General features: G+C 65.1%; 12 protein-coding genes. 9 read left to right on the plus strand and 3 right to left on the minus strand.

Going from position 1 to position 15189, the window contains the following annotated elements:
* Window positions 1–4: 4 nt before the first annotated feature.
* Both gatA and gatC read right to left on the minus strand, forming a co-directional pair.
* The gene (gatA, locus tag AC2CQI_RS25515) at window positions 5–1456 is read right to left on the minus strand and encodes an Asp-tRNA(Asn)/Glu-tRNA(Gln) amidotransferase subunit GatA (RefSeq protein ID WP_484578269.1); all 1452 of its coding nucleotides are present in this window, start codon (window positions 1454–1456) and stop codon (window positions 5–7) included.
* 15 nt (window positions 1457–1471) lie between these two features.
* The gene (gatC, locus tag AC2CQI_RS25520; RefSeq protein ID WP_075806599.1) at window positions 1472–1759 is read right to left on the minus strand and encodes an Asp-tRNA(Asn)/Glu-tRNA(Gln) amidotransferase subunit GatC; all 288 of its coding nucleotides are present in this window, start codon (window positions 1757–1759) and stop codon (window positions 1472–1474) included.
* A 194-nt stretch (window positions 1760–1953) separates the two neighbouring features.
* Here gatC and mreB point away from each other — a divergent pair, with 194 nt between their 5' ends.
* The 8 genes from mreB (at window position 1954) to tldD (ending at window position 13070) form a co-directional block, all read left to right on the plus strand.
* Window positions 1954–2991 carry a rod shape-determining protein MreB gene (gene mreB / locus AC2CQI_RS25525; protein WP_008371426.1) on the plus strand — a complete coding sequence of 346 codons (1038 nt, stop codon included), beginning with the start codon at window positions 1954–1956 and terminating at the stop codon, window positions 2989–2991.
* Between the two features lie 195 nt (window positions 2992–3186).
* Window positions 3187–4200 carry a rod shape-determining protein MreC gene (mreC, locus tag AC2CQI_RS25530; RefSeq protein WP_484580667.1) on the plus strand — a complete coding sequence of 338 codons (1014 nt, stop codon included), beginning with the start codon at window positions 3187–3189 and terminating at the stop codon, window positions 4198–4200.
* Window positions 4200–4688, plus strand: a complete 489-nt coding sequence (mreD, locus tag AC2CQI_RS25535) for a rod shape-determining protein MreD (protein ID WP_075806601.1) — start codon at window positions 4200–4202, stop codon at window positions 4686–4688. The genes mreC and mreD overlap by 1 nt, the downstream gene beginning before the upstream one ends.
* Window positions 4689–4725: 37 nt before the next feature.
* On the plus strand, window positions 4726–5334 hold the full coding sequence (locus AC2CQI_RS25540; protein ID WP_484578270.1) for a Maf family protein: 609 nt from the start codon (window positions 4726–4728) through the stop codon (window positions 5332–5334).
* An 83-nt stretch (window positions 5335–5417) separates the two neighbouring features.
* Window positions 5418–6875 carry a ribonuclease G gene (gene rng, locus AC2CQI_RS25545; protein ID WP_075806603.1) on the plus strand — a complete coding sequence of 486 codons (1458 nt, stop codon included), beginning with the start codon at window positions 5418–5420 and terminating at the stop codon, window positions 6873–6875.
* Between the two features lie 79 nt (window positions 6876–6954).
* The gene (locus AC2CQI_RS25550; protein ID WP_484578271.1) at window positions 6955–10767 is read left to right on the plus strand and encodes a YhdP family protein; all 3813 of its coding nucleotides are present in this window, start codon (window positions 6955–6957) and stop codon (window positions 10765–10767) included.
* Window positions 10768–10776: 9 nt separating this feature from the next.
* Window positions 10777–11628 carry a carbon-nitrogen hydrolase family protein gene (locus tag AC2CQI_RS25555; RefSeq protein ID WP_484578272.1) on the plus strand — a complete coding sequence of 284 codons (852 nt, stop codon included), beginning with the start codon at window positions 10777–10779 and terminating at the stop codon, window positions 11626–11628.
* Between the two features lie 2 nt (window positions 11629–11630).
* Window positions 11631–13070 carry a metalloprotease TldD gene (gene tldD / locus AC2CQI_RS25560; protein WP_484578273.1) on the plus strand — a complete coding sequence of 480 codons (1440 nt, stop codon included), beginning with the start codon at window positions 11631–11633 and terminating at the stop codon, window positions 13068–13070.
* A 42-nt stretch (window positions 13071–13112) separates the two neighbouring features.
* On the opposite strand, the gene yjgA is transcribed toward tldD, so the two are convergent.
* Window positions 13113–13634, minus strand: a complete 522-nt coding sequence (gene yjgA, locus AC2CQI_RS25565) for a ribosome biogenesis factor YjgA (RefSeq protein WP_484578274.1) — start codon at window positions 13632–13634, stop codon at window positions 13113–13115.
* Between the two features lie 108 nt (window positions 13635–13742).
* Between yjgA and pmbA the strand changes: the two genes are divergently transcribed.
* Window positions 13743–15089 (plus strand): metalloprotease PmbA, encoded by a 1347-nt coding sequence (gene pmbA / locus AC2CQI_RS25570; RefSeq protein ID WP_075806608.1) that lies wholly within the window; start codon window positions 13743–13745, stop codon window positions 15087–15089.
* Window positions 15090–15189: the final 100 nt, after the last annotated feature.

The following is a 15189-nucleotide window of genomic DNA, read 5'->3' on the forward strand; positions in this document are numbered from 1 at the left end:
CTCCTCAGAAGCCGTTGGGTGCGCGGGTGTGCCAGTCAGTCACTTGCTGATACTGGTGCGCGACGTTGAGCAGGCGGCCTTCCTGGAAATACGGGGCCAGGAGCTGTACGCCCACCGGCAGGCCATCGACGAAACCGGCCGGCATCGACAGGCCCGGCAGGCCGGCGAGGTTGGCGGTGATGGTGTAGACGTCTTCCAGGTACGCGGCGACCGGGTCGGCGTTCTTGGCGCCGATCTTCCAGGCCAGGTTCGGCGTGGTCGGGCCGAGGATCACGTCGACGCCTTCGAAGGCAGCCATGAAGTCGTTCTTGATCAGGCGACGGATCTTCTGCGCCTTCAGGTAGTAGGCGTCGTAGTAGCCGGCCGACAGGGCGTAGGTACCGACCATGATGCGGCGCTGCACTTCGCTGCCGAAGCCTTCACCGCGGGAACGCTTGTACAGGTCGGTGAGGTCCTTCGGGTTCTCGCAGCGGTAGCCGAAGCGCACGCCGTCGAAACGCGAGAGGTTGGAGGAGGCCTCGGCCGGGGCGATCACGTAGTACGCAGGAATGGCGTGCTGCATGTTTGGCAGGCTGATTTCCTTGATCACCGCGCCGAGCTTCTCCAGCTCCTTGACGCTGGCCTGGACCAGGTCGGCGATGCGCGGGTCGAGACCGGCGCCGAAGTATTCCTTCGGCAGGCCGATGCGCAGGCCCTGCAGCGAGCCGTTGAGGCTGGCGCTGTAGTCCGGCACCGGTTCGTCGATGCTGGTGGAGTCCTTCGGATCGAAGCCGGCCATGCCTTGCAGGAGCAGGGCGCAGTCTTCGGCGGTGCGGGCCATCGGGCCGCCCTGGTCGAGGCTGGAGGCGTAGGCGATCATGCCCCAGCGCGAAACCCGGCCGTAGGTCGGTTTCAGGCCGGTCAGGCTGGTCAGCGCGGCCGGCTGGCGGATCGAGCCGCCGGTGTCGGTGCCGGTGGCGGCCGGCAGCAGGCGCGCGGCCACGGCTGCGGCGGAACCGCCGGACGAACCGCCCGGCACGTGTTCCAGGTTCCACGGGTTCTTCACCGCGCCGTAGTGGCTGGATTCGTTGGCCGAACCCATGGCGAATTCGTCCATGTTGGTCTTGCCCAGGGTCACGGTGCCGGCTGCAGCCAGCTTGGCGACCACGGTGGCGTCATACGGCGCCTTGAACGAGTCGAGCATCTTCGAGCCGCAGCTGGTGCGTACGTCGAGGGTGCAGAACAGGTCCTTGTGGGCGATCGGCGCACCGAGCAGGGCACCGCTCTCGCCCGCCGCGCGGCGGGCGTCGGCGGCCTGGGCCTGGGCGATGGCCAGGTCGTCGGTGACGCTGATGAAGCTGTTGAGTTGCGGGTCGAGCTGGTGGATGCGCTGCAGCAGCGCACGGGTCAGCTCTTCGGCGGAAAACGATTTGTCGGCGAGGCCACGGGCGATCTCGGCCAGGGTAAATTGATGCATGCTGGCGCTATTCCCTTACTCGATGACTTTCGGAACCAGGTACAGGCCGCTGTCCGTGGACGGCGCGATGGCCTGGTAGCGGTCGCGTTGGTTGCTTTCTGTTACAACGTCGGCGCGCAGGCGCTGACTGGCTTCCAGAGGGTGGGCCAGAGGCTCGATGCCGTCGGTATCGACCGCCTGCATCTGGTCAACAAGGCCGAGAATGCTGTTGAGGGCATCGGTAGTGCGTGGAAGATCGGCCTCGTTCAGGCCCAGACGGGCCAGATGGGCGATCTTTTCCACGTCGCAGCGTTCAAGCGCCATGGGGATCTCCTGGGAAAAAAGGAATTGTCCGGGATGAGGAACATGCCGGGATACACGCGGTCATAAGGCCCGATCGTGTGCTGGCCTGCTCGGAAAAACCGCCAATTTAACATATTGGCGCCTTGCCCAAAATCCCCGCCATTGTTAGAGTTTGCCGCACTTTTTTACCCACGCGTTGCCAGGGTCCCTTTCCCATGTTCAAGAAACTGCGTGGCATGTTTTCCAGCGATCTCTCCATCGACCTGGGCACTGCCAACACCCTTATCTACGTGCGTGAGCGCGGTATCGTCCTGAATGAGCCCTCTGTCGTGGCCATTCGCACCCACGGCAACCAGAAAAGTGTCGTCGCGGTAGGTACCGAAGCCAAGCGCATGCTCGGCCGTACCCCGGGCAACATTGCTGCCATTCGTCCGATGAAGGACGGCGTGATCGCCGACTTCAGCGTCTGCGAAAAGATGCTGCAGTACTTCATCAACAAGGTTCACGAGAACAGCTTCCTGCAGCCAAGCCCGCGCGTGCTGATCTGCGTACCGTGCAAGTCGACCCAGGTCGAGCGTCGTGCCATTCGTGAGTCGGCGCTGGGCGCCGGTGCCCGTGAAGTGTTCCTGATCGAAGAGCCGATGGCCGCCGCCATCGGTGCCGGCCTGCCGGTCGAAGAAGCCCGCGGCTCGATGGTCGTCGATATCGGTGGCGGTACCACTGAAATCGCACTGATCTCCCTGAACGGTGTGGTCTACGCCGAATCCGTCCGCGTTGGCGGCGACCGCTTCGACGAAGCCATCGTCACCTACGTGCGCCGCAACTACGGCAGCCTGATCGGCGAATCCACCGCCGAGCGCATCAAGCAGGAAATCGGTACCGCCTACCCGGGCGGCGAAGTGCGCGAAGTCGACGTCCGCGGCCGCAATCTGGCCGAAGGCGTACCGCGTGCCTTCACCCTGAATTCCAACGAAGTGCTGGAAGCCCTGCAGGAATCCCTGGCGACCATCGTCCAGGCGGTCAAGAGCGCCCTGGAGCAATCGCCTCCCGAGCTGGCTTCGGACATCGCCGAACGTGGCCTGGTGCTGACCGGTGGTGGCGCCCTGCTGCGCGACCTCGACAAGCTGCTGGCCCAGGAAACCGGCCTGCCGGTGATCGTCGCCGAAGACCCGCTGACCTGCGTCGCTCGTGGCGGCGGTCGCGCCCTGGAGATGATGGACAAGCACACCATGGACCTGCTCTCCAGCGAGTGATTCGCCGGATTGCCTTCCTGTCGCCCGGATTTCGGCTAGCCTGCGCAGTGCTGTCCGAAACCGGGTCGGCGTCCGTCCGGGATGCCGATTCCACTCATCCGCAAGCCAGGTCGGTGCGTTGCCGTATGAATGACCTCATGAACCGTCGTCCACGAGGAGCGGCCCATTAAACCGCTTTTTGCCAAAGGCCCGTCCCTGGGCGTGCGCCTGCTCGTGCTGGTGGTGCTGTCGATCGCCCTGATGGTGGTCGATGCCCGTTTCACCGTGCTCAAACCCGTGCGCAGCCAGATGTCCCTGGTGCTGATGCAGTCCTACACCATCACCGACCTGCCCGTGCGTCTGTGGCAGGGGGTGGCCAGCCAGTTCGGCAGTCGCACCGAGCTGATCGCCGAAAACGAGAAACTCAAGACCGAAGCCCTGCTCCTGCAAGGCCGCCTGCAGAAGCTGGCGGCGCTGACCGAGCAGAACGTGCGCCTGCGCGAGTTGCTCAACTCCTCGGCGCTGGTCAACGAGAAGGTCGAGGTCGCCGAGCTGATCGGCATGGACCCGAACCCCTTCACCCATCGCATCCTGATCAACAAGGGCGAGCGTGATGGCGTGGTGCTCGGCCAGCCGGTACTCGATGCCCGCGGCCTGATGGGCCAGGTGGTCGAGCTGATGCCGTACACCTCCCGCGTGCTGCTGCTCACCGACACCACCCACAGCATTCCGGTGCAGGTCAACCGCAATGGTCTGCGCGCCATCGCCAGCGGTACCGGCAACCCGGAGCGCCTGGAACTGCGGCATGTCGCCGACACCGCCGACATCAAGGAAGGCGACCTGCTGGTCAGTTCCGGCCTGGGCCAGCGTTTCCCGGCGGGCTATCCGGTGGCCACGGTCAAGGAAGTGATCCACGATTCCGGGCAGCCGTTCGCCATCGTGCGTGCGGTGCCGACGGCGGCGCTCAATCGCAGCCGCTACCTGCTGCTGGTGTTCTCTGACGGCCGCACGCCCGAAGAGCGCGCCAGCGACGCGGTCAAGGCCCAGGAAGCGGAACAGATGGGCCCGCCGGCGCCAGGCGCCGACCCGGCACATCCGGCCACGACCCCGGCCCCTGCCACTCCCGCGACCCCTGCCGCGGCGCCCCACGCGCCAGCGGCAACGCCGGCTCCGGCCGCCGCCCCGGCGACTCCCGCAGCGCCAACCACACCTTCCCGGGAGAGACACTGATGGTCAGTACCCACGGCAAGAATGGCTGGGTGGTCTGGCTGACCTTCCTGGTCGGCCTGCTCCTGAGCGTCTGGCCGATGCCGCCGTTCATGGATATCTTCCGTCCCTTGTGGCTGGCCCTGCTGGTCGCCTTCTGGACCCTCAACCTGCCGCACAAGGTCGGCATGACCACCGCCTTCGCCCTCGGCCTGTGCGAGGATGTGCTCTACGGCACCCTGCTCGGCCAGAACGCTTTGGTCCTGACCCTGATCACCTTCCTCGTGCTGAGTCTGCAGCAACGTCTGCGCATGTTCCCGATGTGGCAGCAGAGCCTGACCATTTTGGTGATTTTCGGCGTCGCGCAGTTGGTGCAACTCTGGCTCAGTGCCCTGACCGGCAACCGCCAGCCGACCCTGGCGCTGGTCTGGCCGGCGGTCACCAGTGCCTTGCTCTGGCCGTGGATCAGCTTCGGCCTGCGCGGCTTGCGCAGCCGCCTGAGTATCTACTGAAACCTTCGCTTTTCGACGCTGACAGGGAGTAGTCAAGATGACCCCGCTGTACCTGGCCTCCGGTTCGCCGCGCCGCCGTGAACTGCTGACCCAGATCGGCATTCCCTTCACCGTCGTCAGCGCCTCCATCGACGAAACCCCGCTGCCCGGCGAGCAGGCCGGTGCTTATGTCGAGCGCCTGGCCCGCGCCAAGGCCGCCGCCGGCCTGGCCCTGCTGACCGCCAGTGGCGCCAGTGAACCGCTGGCGGTGCTGGGTGCCGATACCGCCGTCGTCCTCGACGGGCGCATCCTCGGCAAACCGGTCGATCGCGACGATGCCCTGGCCATGCTGGCCGCACTTTCCGGACGTGAGCACGATGTACTGACCGCCGTCGCCGTCAGCGATGGCCAGCGCACGGAAAGCCTGTGCATCAGCAGCCGGGTCGCCTTCAATATCATCAGCGCAGAACGGGCCAGTCGCTACTGGGCCAGCGGCGAGCCGCAGGACAAGGCCGGCGCCTATGCCATCCAGGGCCTTGGCGCGGTGTTCGTCCAGGGCCTGCAAGGCAGCTATTCCGCCGTGGTCGGCCTGCCGGTGGCGGAAACCGCCGAACTGCTGGCCCGCTTCGGCATCCCCTGCTGGCAGGGCGTGCCCAACGCCGAGTGAGGATGTACCCAAGCCCTTTATCGCTCGCCAGTCGGTGTCGGGCGATCCATGATTACCCGAAGCCCCTTTGACGAGAGATTGCCATGAGTGAAGAGATCCTGATCAACATCACCCCGATGGAATCCCGCGTGGCGGTGGTGGAAAACGGCGTCCTTCAGGAAGTCCATGTCGAGCGCACCCAGCGCCGCGGCATCGTCGGCAATATCTACAAGGGCAAGGTGGTGCGGGTGCTGCCGGGTATGCAGGCGGCGTTCGTCGATATCGGCCTGGACCGCGCGGCCTTCATCCATGCCTCGGAAATTTCCCTGCGCGAAGGCACTACGGTGGAAAGCATCAGTGCCCTGGTCCACGAAGGGCAGAGCCTGGTGGTGCAGGTGACCAAGGATCCGATCGGCTCCAAGGGCGCGCGCCTGACCACCCAGCTGTCGATTCCGTCGCGTTACCTGGTATACATGCCGCGCACCAAGCATGTCGGCATTTCCCTGAAGATCGAGGACGAAGCCGAGCGCGAGCGCCTCAAGAAGGTGGTCAGCGACTGCGTGGCCCAGGAAAACATCCAGGATTCCGGTGGTTTCATCCTGCGCACGGCGGCCGAAGGCGCCGGCTCCGACGAAATTCTCATGGATATCCGCTATCTGCGCCGCCTGTGGGACCAGATCGGCGCGCAGATCAAGACCGTTGGCGCGCCCACGGAAATCTACGAAGACCTCGGCCTGGCCCTGCGCACCCTGCGCGACCTGGTCAACCCGAAGATCGAGAAGATCCGCATCGACTCCCGGGAAACCTTCCAGAAAACCACGCAGTTCGTCGCCGAGCTGATGCCGGAAATCGCCGATCGCCTGGAGCACTACCCGGGCGAGCGGCCGATCTTCGACCTCTATGGCGTCGAGGACGAGATCCAGCGCGCCCTGGAGCGCAAGGTGCCACTCAAGTCCGGCGGCTACCTGGTGGTGGACCCGGCCGAGGCCATGACCACCATCGATGTGAACACCGGCGCCTTCGTCGGCCATCGCAATCTTGAAGAGACCATCTTCAAGACCAATCTCGAGGCGGCCACCGCCATTGCCCGGCAACTGCGCCTGCGCAATATCGGCGGGATCATCATCATCGACTTCATCGACATGGAAGACGAAGAGCACCAGCGCCAGGTCCTGCGTACCCTGGAGAAGCAGCTCGAACGCGACCATGCCAAGACCAACATCATCGGCCTGACCGAGCTGGGCCTGGTGCAGATGACCCGCAAGCGCACCCGCGAAAGCCTGGAGCAGGTGCTCTGCGAACCCTGCATCTGCTGCCAGGGCCGCGGCAAGCTGAAGACCCCGGAAACAGTCTGCTACGAGATCTTCAGGGAAATTCTTCGCGAGGCGCGGGCCTACCAGGCCGAAGGGTATAGAGTGCTGGCCAATCAAAAGGTGGTGGACCGCCTGCTGGACGAAGAGTCGGGGAATGTCGCCGAACTGGAAGCCTTTATCGGGCGAACCATTCGTTTCCAGGTGGAGTCCATGTATTCCCAGGAACAATACGATGTGGTGCTGCTCTGACCTGCCCTGAACCGTCGATGGTGGCAAACCCTGCATGTCGGGCCATAGTTAGGGCTTGGATGACTCGGGGGCCACAGCAATGGAGCGTCTGATCCGCGTTCTGGCTGCCCTGACTCGCTGGGGGCTGGGCGCCTGCGCGTTGATCGCGGTGCTGGTGGCGCTCTACGTCAGCCTCGGTCGCGAGCTGATTCCGTTGGTCGCTGAATACCGTACCGATGTCGAGGACAAGGCCGAGGCCAGCCTTGGCCTGCCGGTGCATATTGGTGCGCTGGAAGGCCGCTGGAGCGGTCTGGCGCCGATTCTCATGGTGCATGATGTGCAGGTGGGCGAGGGCGCCTCGGCCCTGCGCCTGGATACAGTCAAGGTGGTGCCCGACCTGTGGGCCAGCCTGGTGGCCCGCGATGTGCGCCTGGCCCGGGTCGAGCTGGGCGGCCTGCAGCTCAACCTGCATGAAGATGAAAGCGGCAAGTGGTCGCTCAAGGGCCTGCCGGTGCAGGATGATGACCAGCCACTGGATGTCGAGCAGGCGCTGCGGCGTATGCAGGTGGTATCGAAAGTCTCGGTGCTCGATAGCCAGATCACCCTGGAACCCTTCGATCACGATCCCATGACCCTGACCTATGTCGGCCTGAGCCTGCAGACCGGCAGCGTGCGCCAGCGCCTGGATGCACGCATGACCCTGCCTGATGGCCAACCCATGGCCATCAGCCTGAAAAGCCGGATTCGCCCGGCCAAATGGCAGGACGCCGAGGTCGACGCCTATGCCAGCCTGCCGCAAAGCGATTGGGCGAAATGGCTGCCGGCGCGTTTGCTGGGGCAATGGCAACTGCCTGAGCTGCGCGCCGGGGGTGACGTCTGGCTGGGCTGGGGCAACGGCAAGGTGCAAAGTGCCACGATTCGCCTGAATGCTCCGCAGTTGCAAGGCGCCTACGCTGAGCGCAAGCCGGTGAAGATCGAGAATCTGGCGCTCAATGCCTGGCTGCGGCGTGGCGATGAAGGCCTGCAGCTCACTATCGATTCACTGGCCATGAACCTGGGCGAAACCCGCTGGGAATCCCATGTGCAGATCAACCAGTCGAATGCCGGCGAAGACGGCGAGCTCTGGAAGATCCAGGCCGACCGCGTCGACCTGACCCCGCTGACCCCGGTGATCCAGGCCCTCGGTCCGCTGCCGAAACCGGCGATGGCGGTGGTCGATGGCCTCAAGGTCACCGGCGGCCTGCGCAACGTCCTGCTGGACGTGCGGCCCCAGGTCGAGGGCGATCGCCTGTTCAGCTTTGCCGCCAACCTCGACCGGGTCGGCTTCGATGCCTATCACGGCGCTCCGGCAGCGGGGAATGTCAGCGGCAGCATCAGCGGCGATCTCGGGCATGGCGAACTGCGCCTGGACACCGACAAGTTCATGCTGCACCTGGTACCGATCTTCGCCGATCCCTGGCATTACCTGAAGGCCAATGCGCGTCTGACCTGGAAGCTGGACAAGGAAGCCTTCACCCTGGTCGCCCCCTATCTCCAGGTGCTGGGTGAAGAGGGCAAGATCGCCGGCGACTTCCTCATTCGTATTCATCTCGAGCCGGGTCACGAAGACTACATGGACCTGCGGGTCGGCCTGGTCGAGGGTGACGGACGCTATACCGCCAAGTACCTCCCGGAAGTGCTCAGTCCCGATGTCGATCACTGGCTGCGCACCGCGATTCTCAAGGGCGATGTCGACGAGGGCTATTTCCAGTACCAGGGTTCGTTGAACCACGGCGCGCCGGACCATGCCCGCAGCATCAGCCTGTTCTTCAAGGTGCGCGACGCAGCGCTCGACTTCCAGCCAGGCTGGCCGCAGCTGAGCAAGGTGGACGGTGATGTGTTCATCGACGACCACGGCGTGCGGATCAAGGCCAGCACCGGGCAGATGCTCAATACCAGGGTCAGCGATGTGCTGGTGGATATCCCTCATGTTCCGGCAGGCGAGCACAGTCATCTGTTCGTCGATGGCGATTTCGACGGCACCCTGGCGGACGGGGTGAAGATTCTCCAGGATGCGCCGATCGGCACCGGTCCCACCTTCGCCGGCTGGGAAGGCGAGGGCGACCTGAAGGGCTCGCTGAAACTGGATATCCCGCTGGCCCACGGCATCGAACCGAAAGTGGTGGTGGACTTCCGCACTGAACAGGCGCGCCTGAAGCTCAGCGAACCGGTGCTCGAACTGAGCAAGCTCAAGGGTGACTTCCGCTTTGACCTGGACAAAGGTCTGAGCGGCCAGAGCATCAGCACCCTGGCCTTCGGCAAGCCGGTGACGGCGGAGATCTTCGCCGAAGGCAAGCCGGGGCAGTTGCAGACGCGGATCGTCGCCAATGGCCAGATTGCCCTGAAATCCTTGACCGACTGGCTGCAGTTCAACCAGGCGCTGCCGGTCTCCGGCGAACTTCCCTATCAGTTGCAGGTGGTGCTGGGTCGCGACAACCTGCTGAGTGTCGAGTCGAACCTCAAGGGCCTGGCCATCGACCTTCCGGCGCCCTTCGGCAAAGACGCCAGCGAGGCCCGCGCCAGCAAGTTCCGTATGAACCTGGGGGGCAACGAGCGGCGTATCGATGCGAATTACGTCGATCTCGCGAGCCTGGCCATGGCTGCGCCTGCCGGCAAGACCGAGCAGGTGCGCGGCGAGTTGCTGCTGGGCGGTGGCACCGCGCAACTGCCGGCGAGCCAGGGCCTGCGCGTGCGCGGCCGGATTGCCGAGCTGAACCTCGAGGACTGGCAAAGCAAGGCTGGCAGCTATACCGGCGATGATCCCAGCGGCAGTGCCCGGCAGATCCTGCGTGGCGTGGACCTGAGCATCGGCAGGATCAAGGCCTGGAACTTCGAGCTCAACCAGGCGGTGGTACGCCTGGACCGCAACAGCGACAACTGGGGCCTGCGCCTGGACAGCCAGGAAGTCATCGGCAACGCCCGGATCCCCGATGCCAAGGCCGCGCCCATCGTGGTCGACCTGCCGACCCTGCGCCTGCCGGCCGCCGACCCGGCGACGGAAGCCGCGCCGGATGCCCCGGATCCGCTGGCGTCGACCGATCCGCGCAAGGTTCCGGCGGTGAACCTGAACATCGGCAAGCTGTTCCGCGGTGATGACCTGATGGGCAGCGTGTCGCTCAAGTCCCGGCCCGGTGCCCAGGGCGTGGCGTTCAACGACCTCGATCTGAATCTCAAGGGCCTGGCGATCAATGGCTCGGCTGGCTGGGAAGGTACGCCCGGTGCCAGCAGCAGTTGGTACAAGGGACGCCTGGAGGGCGGCAACCTGGCCGATGTGCTCAAGGCCTGGGGCTTCGCGCCGACCGTGACCAGCCGCGATTTCCATATGGACGCCGATGGCCGCTGGCCGGGTTCGCCGGCCTGGGTCAGCCTCAAGCGCTTCTCCGGCAGCATGGATGCCTCGCTGCGCGACGGGCAGATCATCGAAGTGGACGGCAGTGCCCAGGCCTTGCGGGTGTTCGGCCTGCTCAACTTCAACTCGATCGGGCGCCGTTTACGCCTGGACTTCTCCGACCTGCTGGGCAAAGGGCTGAGCTACGACCGGGTCAAGGGGCTGCTGGTGGCCAGTGACGGCGTCTATGTGACCCGCGAGCCGATCACCGTCACCGGCCCGTCGAGCAATTTCGAGCTGGAAGGCACCCTGGACCTGGTGCGTGATCGCATCGCCGCCAATCTGATGGTGACCCTGCCGGTGACCAACAACCTGCCACTGGCGGCGTTGATCGTCGGTGCGCCCGCCGTGGGCGGGGCGCTGTTCCTGGTAGACAAGCTGCTGGGTGACCGGGTGGCGCGCTATGCCAGCGTCAACTATCGGGTCGAAGGCCCGGTGAAAGAGCCTAAGATTACCTTTGTGAAACCTTTCGACAAATCCAGATAGAGCGTGGCCATGACCTTCGCCGTCATCCAGATGATCAGCCAGGACGATATCGTCGCCAATCTCCAGCGCGCCCGCGCGTTGCTGGAGCAGGCGGCGCAGCAGGGCGCCCGGCTCGCCGTGTTGCCGGAAAACTTCGCCGCCATGGGCCGCCGCGACAGCGCCGCCATTGGCCTGGCCGAGGCCCGGGGCGAAGGTCCGATCCTGCCCTGGTTGAAACAGACGGCCCGCGACCTCAGGTTATGGATAGTGGCGGGCACCTTGCCGCTGCCGCCCGTCGACCGGCCCGAGGCCAAAGCCCATGCCTGCTCCCTGCTGGTGGACGAGCACGGCGAGCTGGTCGCCCGCTACGACAAATTGCACCTGTTCGATGTGGATGTGGCCGACAGCCGTGGCCGCTACCGTGAATCGGACGACTATGCCCACGGCACCAATGTGGTGGTAGCCGATACCCCGGTGGGCAAGCTGGGCCTGACGGTCTGCTACGACCTGCGTTTCCCCGAGCTGTACAGCGCGCTGCGCGAAGCCGGGGCGGAACTGATCACGGCGCCGGCGGCCTTCACCGCCGTCACCGGCGCGGCGCACTGGGAAGTGCTGATCCGCGCCCGCGCCATCGAAACCCAGTGCTATGTGCTGGCCGCCGCCCAGGGCGGGATGCACCCGGGACCACGGGAAACCCACGGCCAGGCGGCGATCGTCGACCCCTGGGGACGGATTCTCGCGCAGCAGGCCCGCGGCGAAGCGGTGCTGCTGGGCACGCGCGACAGCGCAGAACAGGCGTCCATCAGGGCGCGGATGCCGGTGGCCTCGCACCGGCGCTTTTTCTCGCAGGACGCCTTGCGGCCTGCGCACACCTCGGAGTGACTATGAGCGAGTTGTTAACCAGCGTCAGCGAGCAACTGCTGGCCCCCGGCGACCTGACCCTCGACAGCCTGCAAAGCGTGCTGGGCGAGCTGGCCGGGCCGGGCATCGACGCGGCCGACCTGTATTTCCAGGGCCAGATCTCGGAGTCCTGGGCACTGGAAGACGGCATCGTCAAGGAAGGCAGCTTCAACCTCGACCAGGGCGTGGGCGTGCGTGCCCAGTCCGGCGAGAAGACTGGCTTTGCCTACAGCAATGCCATCAATCTCGAAGCCCTGACCGCTGCCGCCCAGGCCGCCCGCTCGATTTCCCGGGCCGGGCAGAATGGCACGGTGCAGGCGTTCAGGAGCCAGGCGATCACCCCGCTGTATGCCGCGGATAACCCGCTGGAAGTCCTGACTCGCGCGGAAAAGGTCGAGCTGCTCAAGCGCGTCGATGTTGCCACCCGTGCCCTCGACCCGCGTATCCAGCAGGTCAGCGTGAGCATGGCCGGGGTCTGGGAGCGCATCCTGATTGCCGCTGCCGATGGCAGCCTGGCCGCAGACGTCCGTCCGCTGATCCGCTTCAATGTCAGTGTCATCGTCGAGCAGAATGGCCGTCGCGAGCGCGGTGGCCATGGCGGCGGCGGGCGTACCGATTACCGCTATTTCACCGAAGATCGCGTCATGGGCTATGCCCGCGAGGCGCTGCGCCAGGCACTGGTCAACCTCGAAGCGGTGCCGGCCCCGGCCGGTACGCTGCCGGTGGTGCTGGGCTCGGGCTGGTCCGGGGTGCTGCTGCACGAAGCGGTTGGCCACGGCCTGGAAGGCGACTTCAACCGCAAGGGCAGTTCGGCCTACAGCGGGCGCATCGGCGAGATGGTTGCTTCGAGCCTGTGCACCATCGTCGATGACGGCACCCTGAAGGACCGCCGTGGCTCGCTGAGCGTCGACGACGAAGGCACGCCGACCGAATGCACCACCCTGATCGAGAACGGCAAGCTGGTCGGCTACATGCAGGACAAGCTCAATGCCCGCCTGATGGGCATGGCGGTCACCGGCAACGGGCGTCGCGAGTCCTACGCGCACCTGCCGATGCCGCGTATGACCAACACCTACATGCGTGCCGGTGAAAGCGATCCGGCGGAGATCATCGCCTCGGTCAAGCGCGGTCTGTACTGCGCCAACCTCGGCGGCGGCCAGGTGGATATCACCAGCGGCAAATTCGTCTTCTCCACCAGCGAGGCGTACCTGATCGAGGACGGCAAGATCACCGCCCCGGTCAAGGGCGCGACCCTGATCGGCAACGGTCCGGAAGCCATGAGCCGGGTGTCCATGGTCGGTAACGACCTGAGCCTGGACAGCGGCGTGGGGACCTGTGGCAAGGATGGGCAATCGGTGCCGGTGGGCGTGGGCCAGCCGACCCTGAAGATCGATGCGATCACCGTGGGTGGCACGGGCGCATGAAGGTGAGACCGGGCGGGCAGGGTGCCCGCCCGGTTGCGTGAATCAGCGCAGGCCGCGCTGGCTCTCGTCGAGGTCGCGGATGTACTTGAAGATCTTGCGCGCGGCGGTTGGCGGCTTGTTGGTCTTGGCCTCGTGCTGGGCCTGGCGGATCAACGAGCGCAGTTGCTGACGGTCGGCTTCCGGGTATTCCTGGACGAACTTTTCCAGGACCTCGTCGGTGCCGCCGATCAGCCGGTCACGCCAGCGTTCGAGATTGTGGAAACGCTCGTTGTACTGGCGCGAAGACGCGTCCAGTTGGTCGAGCAAGGCGTTGATGGCTTCGAGGTCCTGGTCGCGCATCAGCTTGCCGATGAACGAGCGGTGACGGCGCTTGGCCTCGTTGGCCGTGTGCTTCTTGTGCTCTTCGAGCGCTTTGCGCAGCTCGTCGGTCAGAGGCAGTTTGGCCAGGGTGTCGGGCTTGAGCGTGGTAAGGCGCTCGCCCATATCGACCAGCGCCTGAAGCTCGCGCTTGATCTGGGTTTTGCTTTTTTCGCCTTCGTCGAAGGCATCGTAAGAATCAACCATGGGGGCAGTCCGCTGAGAATCGCCGCCATGATAACCAGTCGGGGGCCGCTTGTCCGGCCCGGTCGCTCGATGACCCTCGCCGAACGCCGAATTTGAGTGGAGAAAACCATGAGTGCAGTGCAGAGCGTAGGTCCGCAAGCCCTGCCGGCCTTGCAGGAGCAGGTCGAGCAGATCATCGCCGAGGCGAAACGCCAGGGCGCCACGGCGTGCGAGGTGGCGGTGTCGCTGGAGCAGGGGTTGTCCACCTCGGTGCGTCAGCGCGAAGTGGAAACGGTGGAGTTCAACCGCGACCAGGGCTTCGGCATCACCCTCTACGTTGGCCAGCGCAAGGGCTCGGCCAGCACTTCGGCCAGCGGCAGCGACGCCATTCGGGAAACCGTCGCGGCGGCCCTGGCGATTGCCAAGCACACCTCCGAAGATGATTGCGCAGGCCTGGCCGATCCGGCGCTGATGGCCCGCGACCTGCAGGATTTCGACCTGTATCACGCCTGGGATATCACCCCGGAGCAGGCCATCGAGAAAGCGCTGCTCTGTGAAGCGGCGGCCTTCGATGCCGATCCGCGGATCAAGAATGCCGATGGCACCACCCTCAATACCCACCAGGGTTGCCGTGTGTACGGCAACAGCAACGGCTTCGTCGGCGGCTACGCCTCGACCCGCCATAGCCTCAGCTGCGTGATGATCGCCGAAGGCGACGGGCAGATGCAGCGCGATTACTGGTACGACGTGAACCGCCAGGGCGAGTTGCTGGCCGATCCGGCGTCCATCGGTATCCGCGCCGCCCAGCGTGCTGCCAGCCGCCTGGGTGCGCGGCCGGTGCCGACCTGCGAAGTGCCGGTGCTGTTCTCGGCGGAACTGGCCGGTGGTCTGTTCGGCAGTTTCCTGTCGGCGATTTCCGGCGGCAACCTGTACCGCAAATCATCGTTCCTCGAAGGCACCATCGGCCAGCGTCTGTTCCCGAGCTGGCTGACCCTCGACGAGCGTCCGCATCTGCAGCGTGCCCTGGGCAGCGCCGCGTTCGATGGTGACGGCCTGGCGACCTACGCCAAGCCGTTCGTCGAAAATGGTCACCTGGTTTCCTATGTGCTGGGCACCTACTCCGGTCGCAAGCTGGGCCTGCCCAGCACCGCCAACGCCGGTGGCGTGCACAACCTGTTCGTCACCCATGGCGTCGAGGACCAGGCAGCGTTGATCCGCCGCATGGGCCGCGGCCTGCTGGTCACCGAACTGATGGGCCATGGCCTGAACATGGTGACCGGTGATTACTCCCGTGGTGCAGCGGGTTACTGGGTGGAGAACGGCGAGATCCAGTTCGCCGTGCAGGAAGTGACGATCGCCGGGAATATGAAAGACATGTTCCAGCAGATTGTGGCCATCGGCAGCGATCTGGAAACCCGCAGCAATATCCACACCGGCTCGATCCTGATCGAACGGATGACGGTTGCCGGCAGCTGATCGCCGCTTCGCCCGTTTCACCCGAAAGCCCGGCCACTGCGCCGGGCTTTTGGCTTTCGAGCGGCAAGCTCCAAGCTTCAAGCGGCAAGAAAAAGCAGTC

Source organism: Pseudomonas sp. P2S-1 (genome assembly GCF_057197725.1).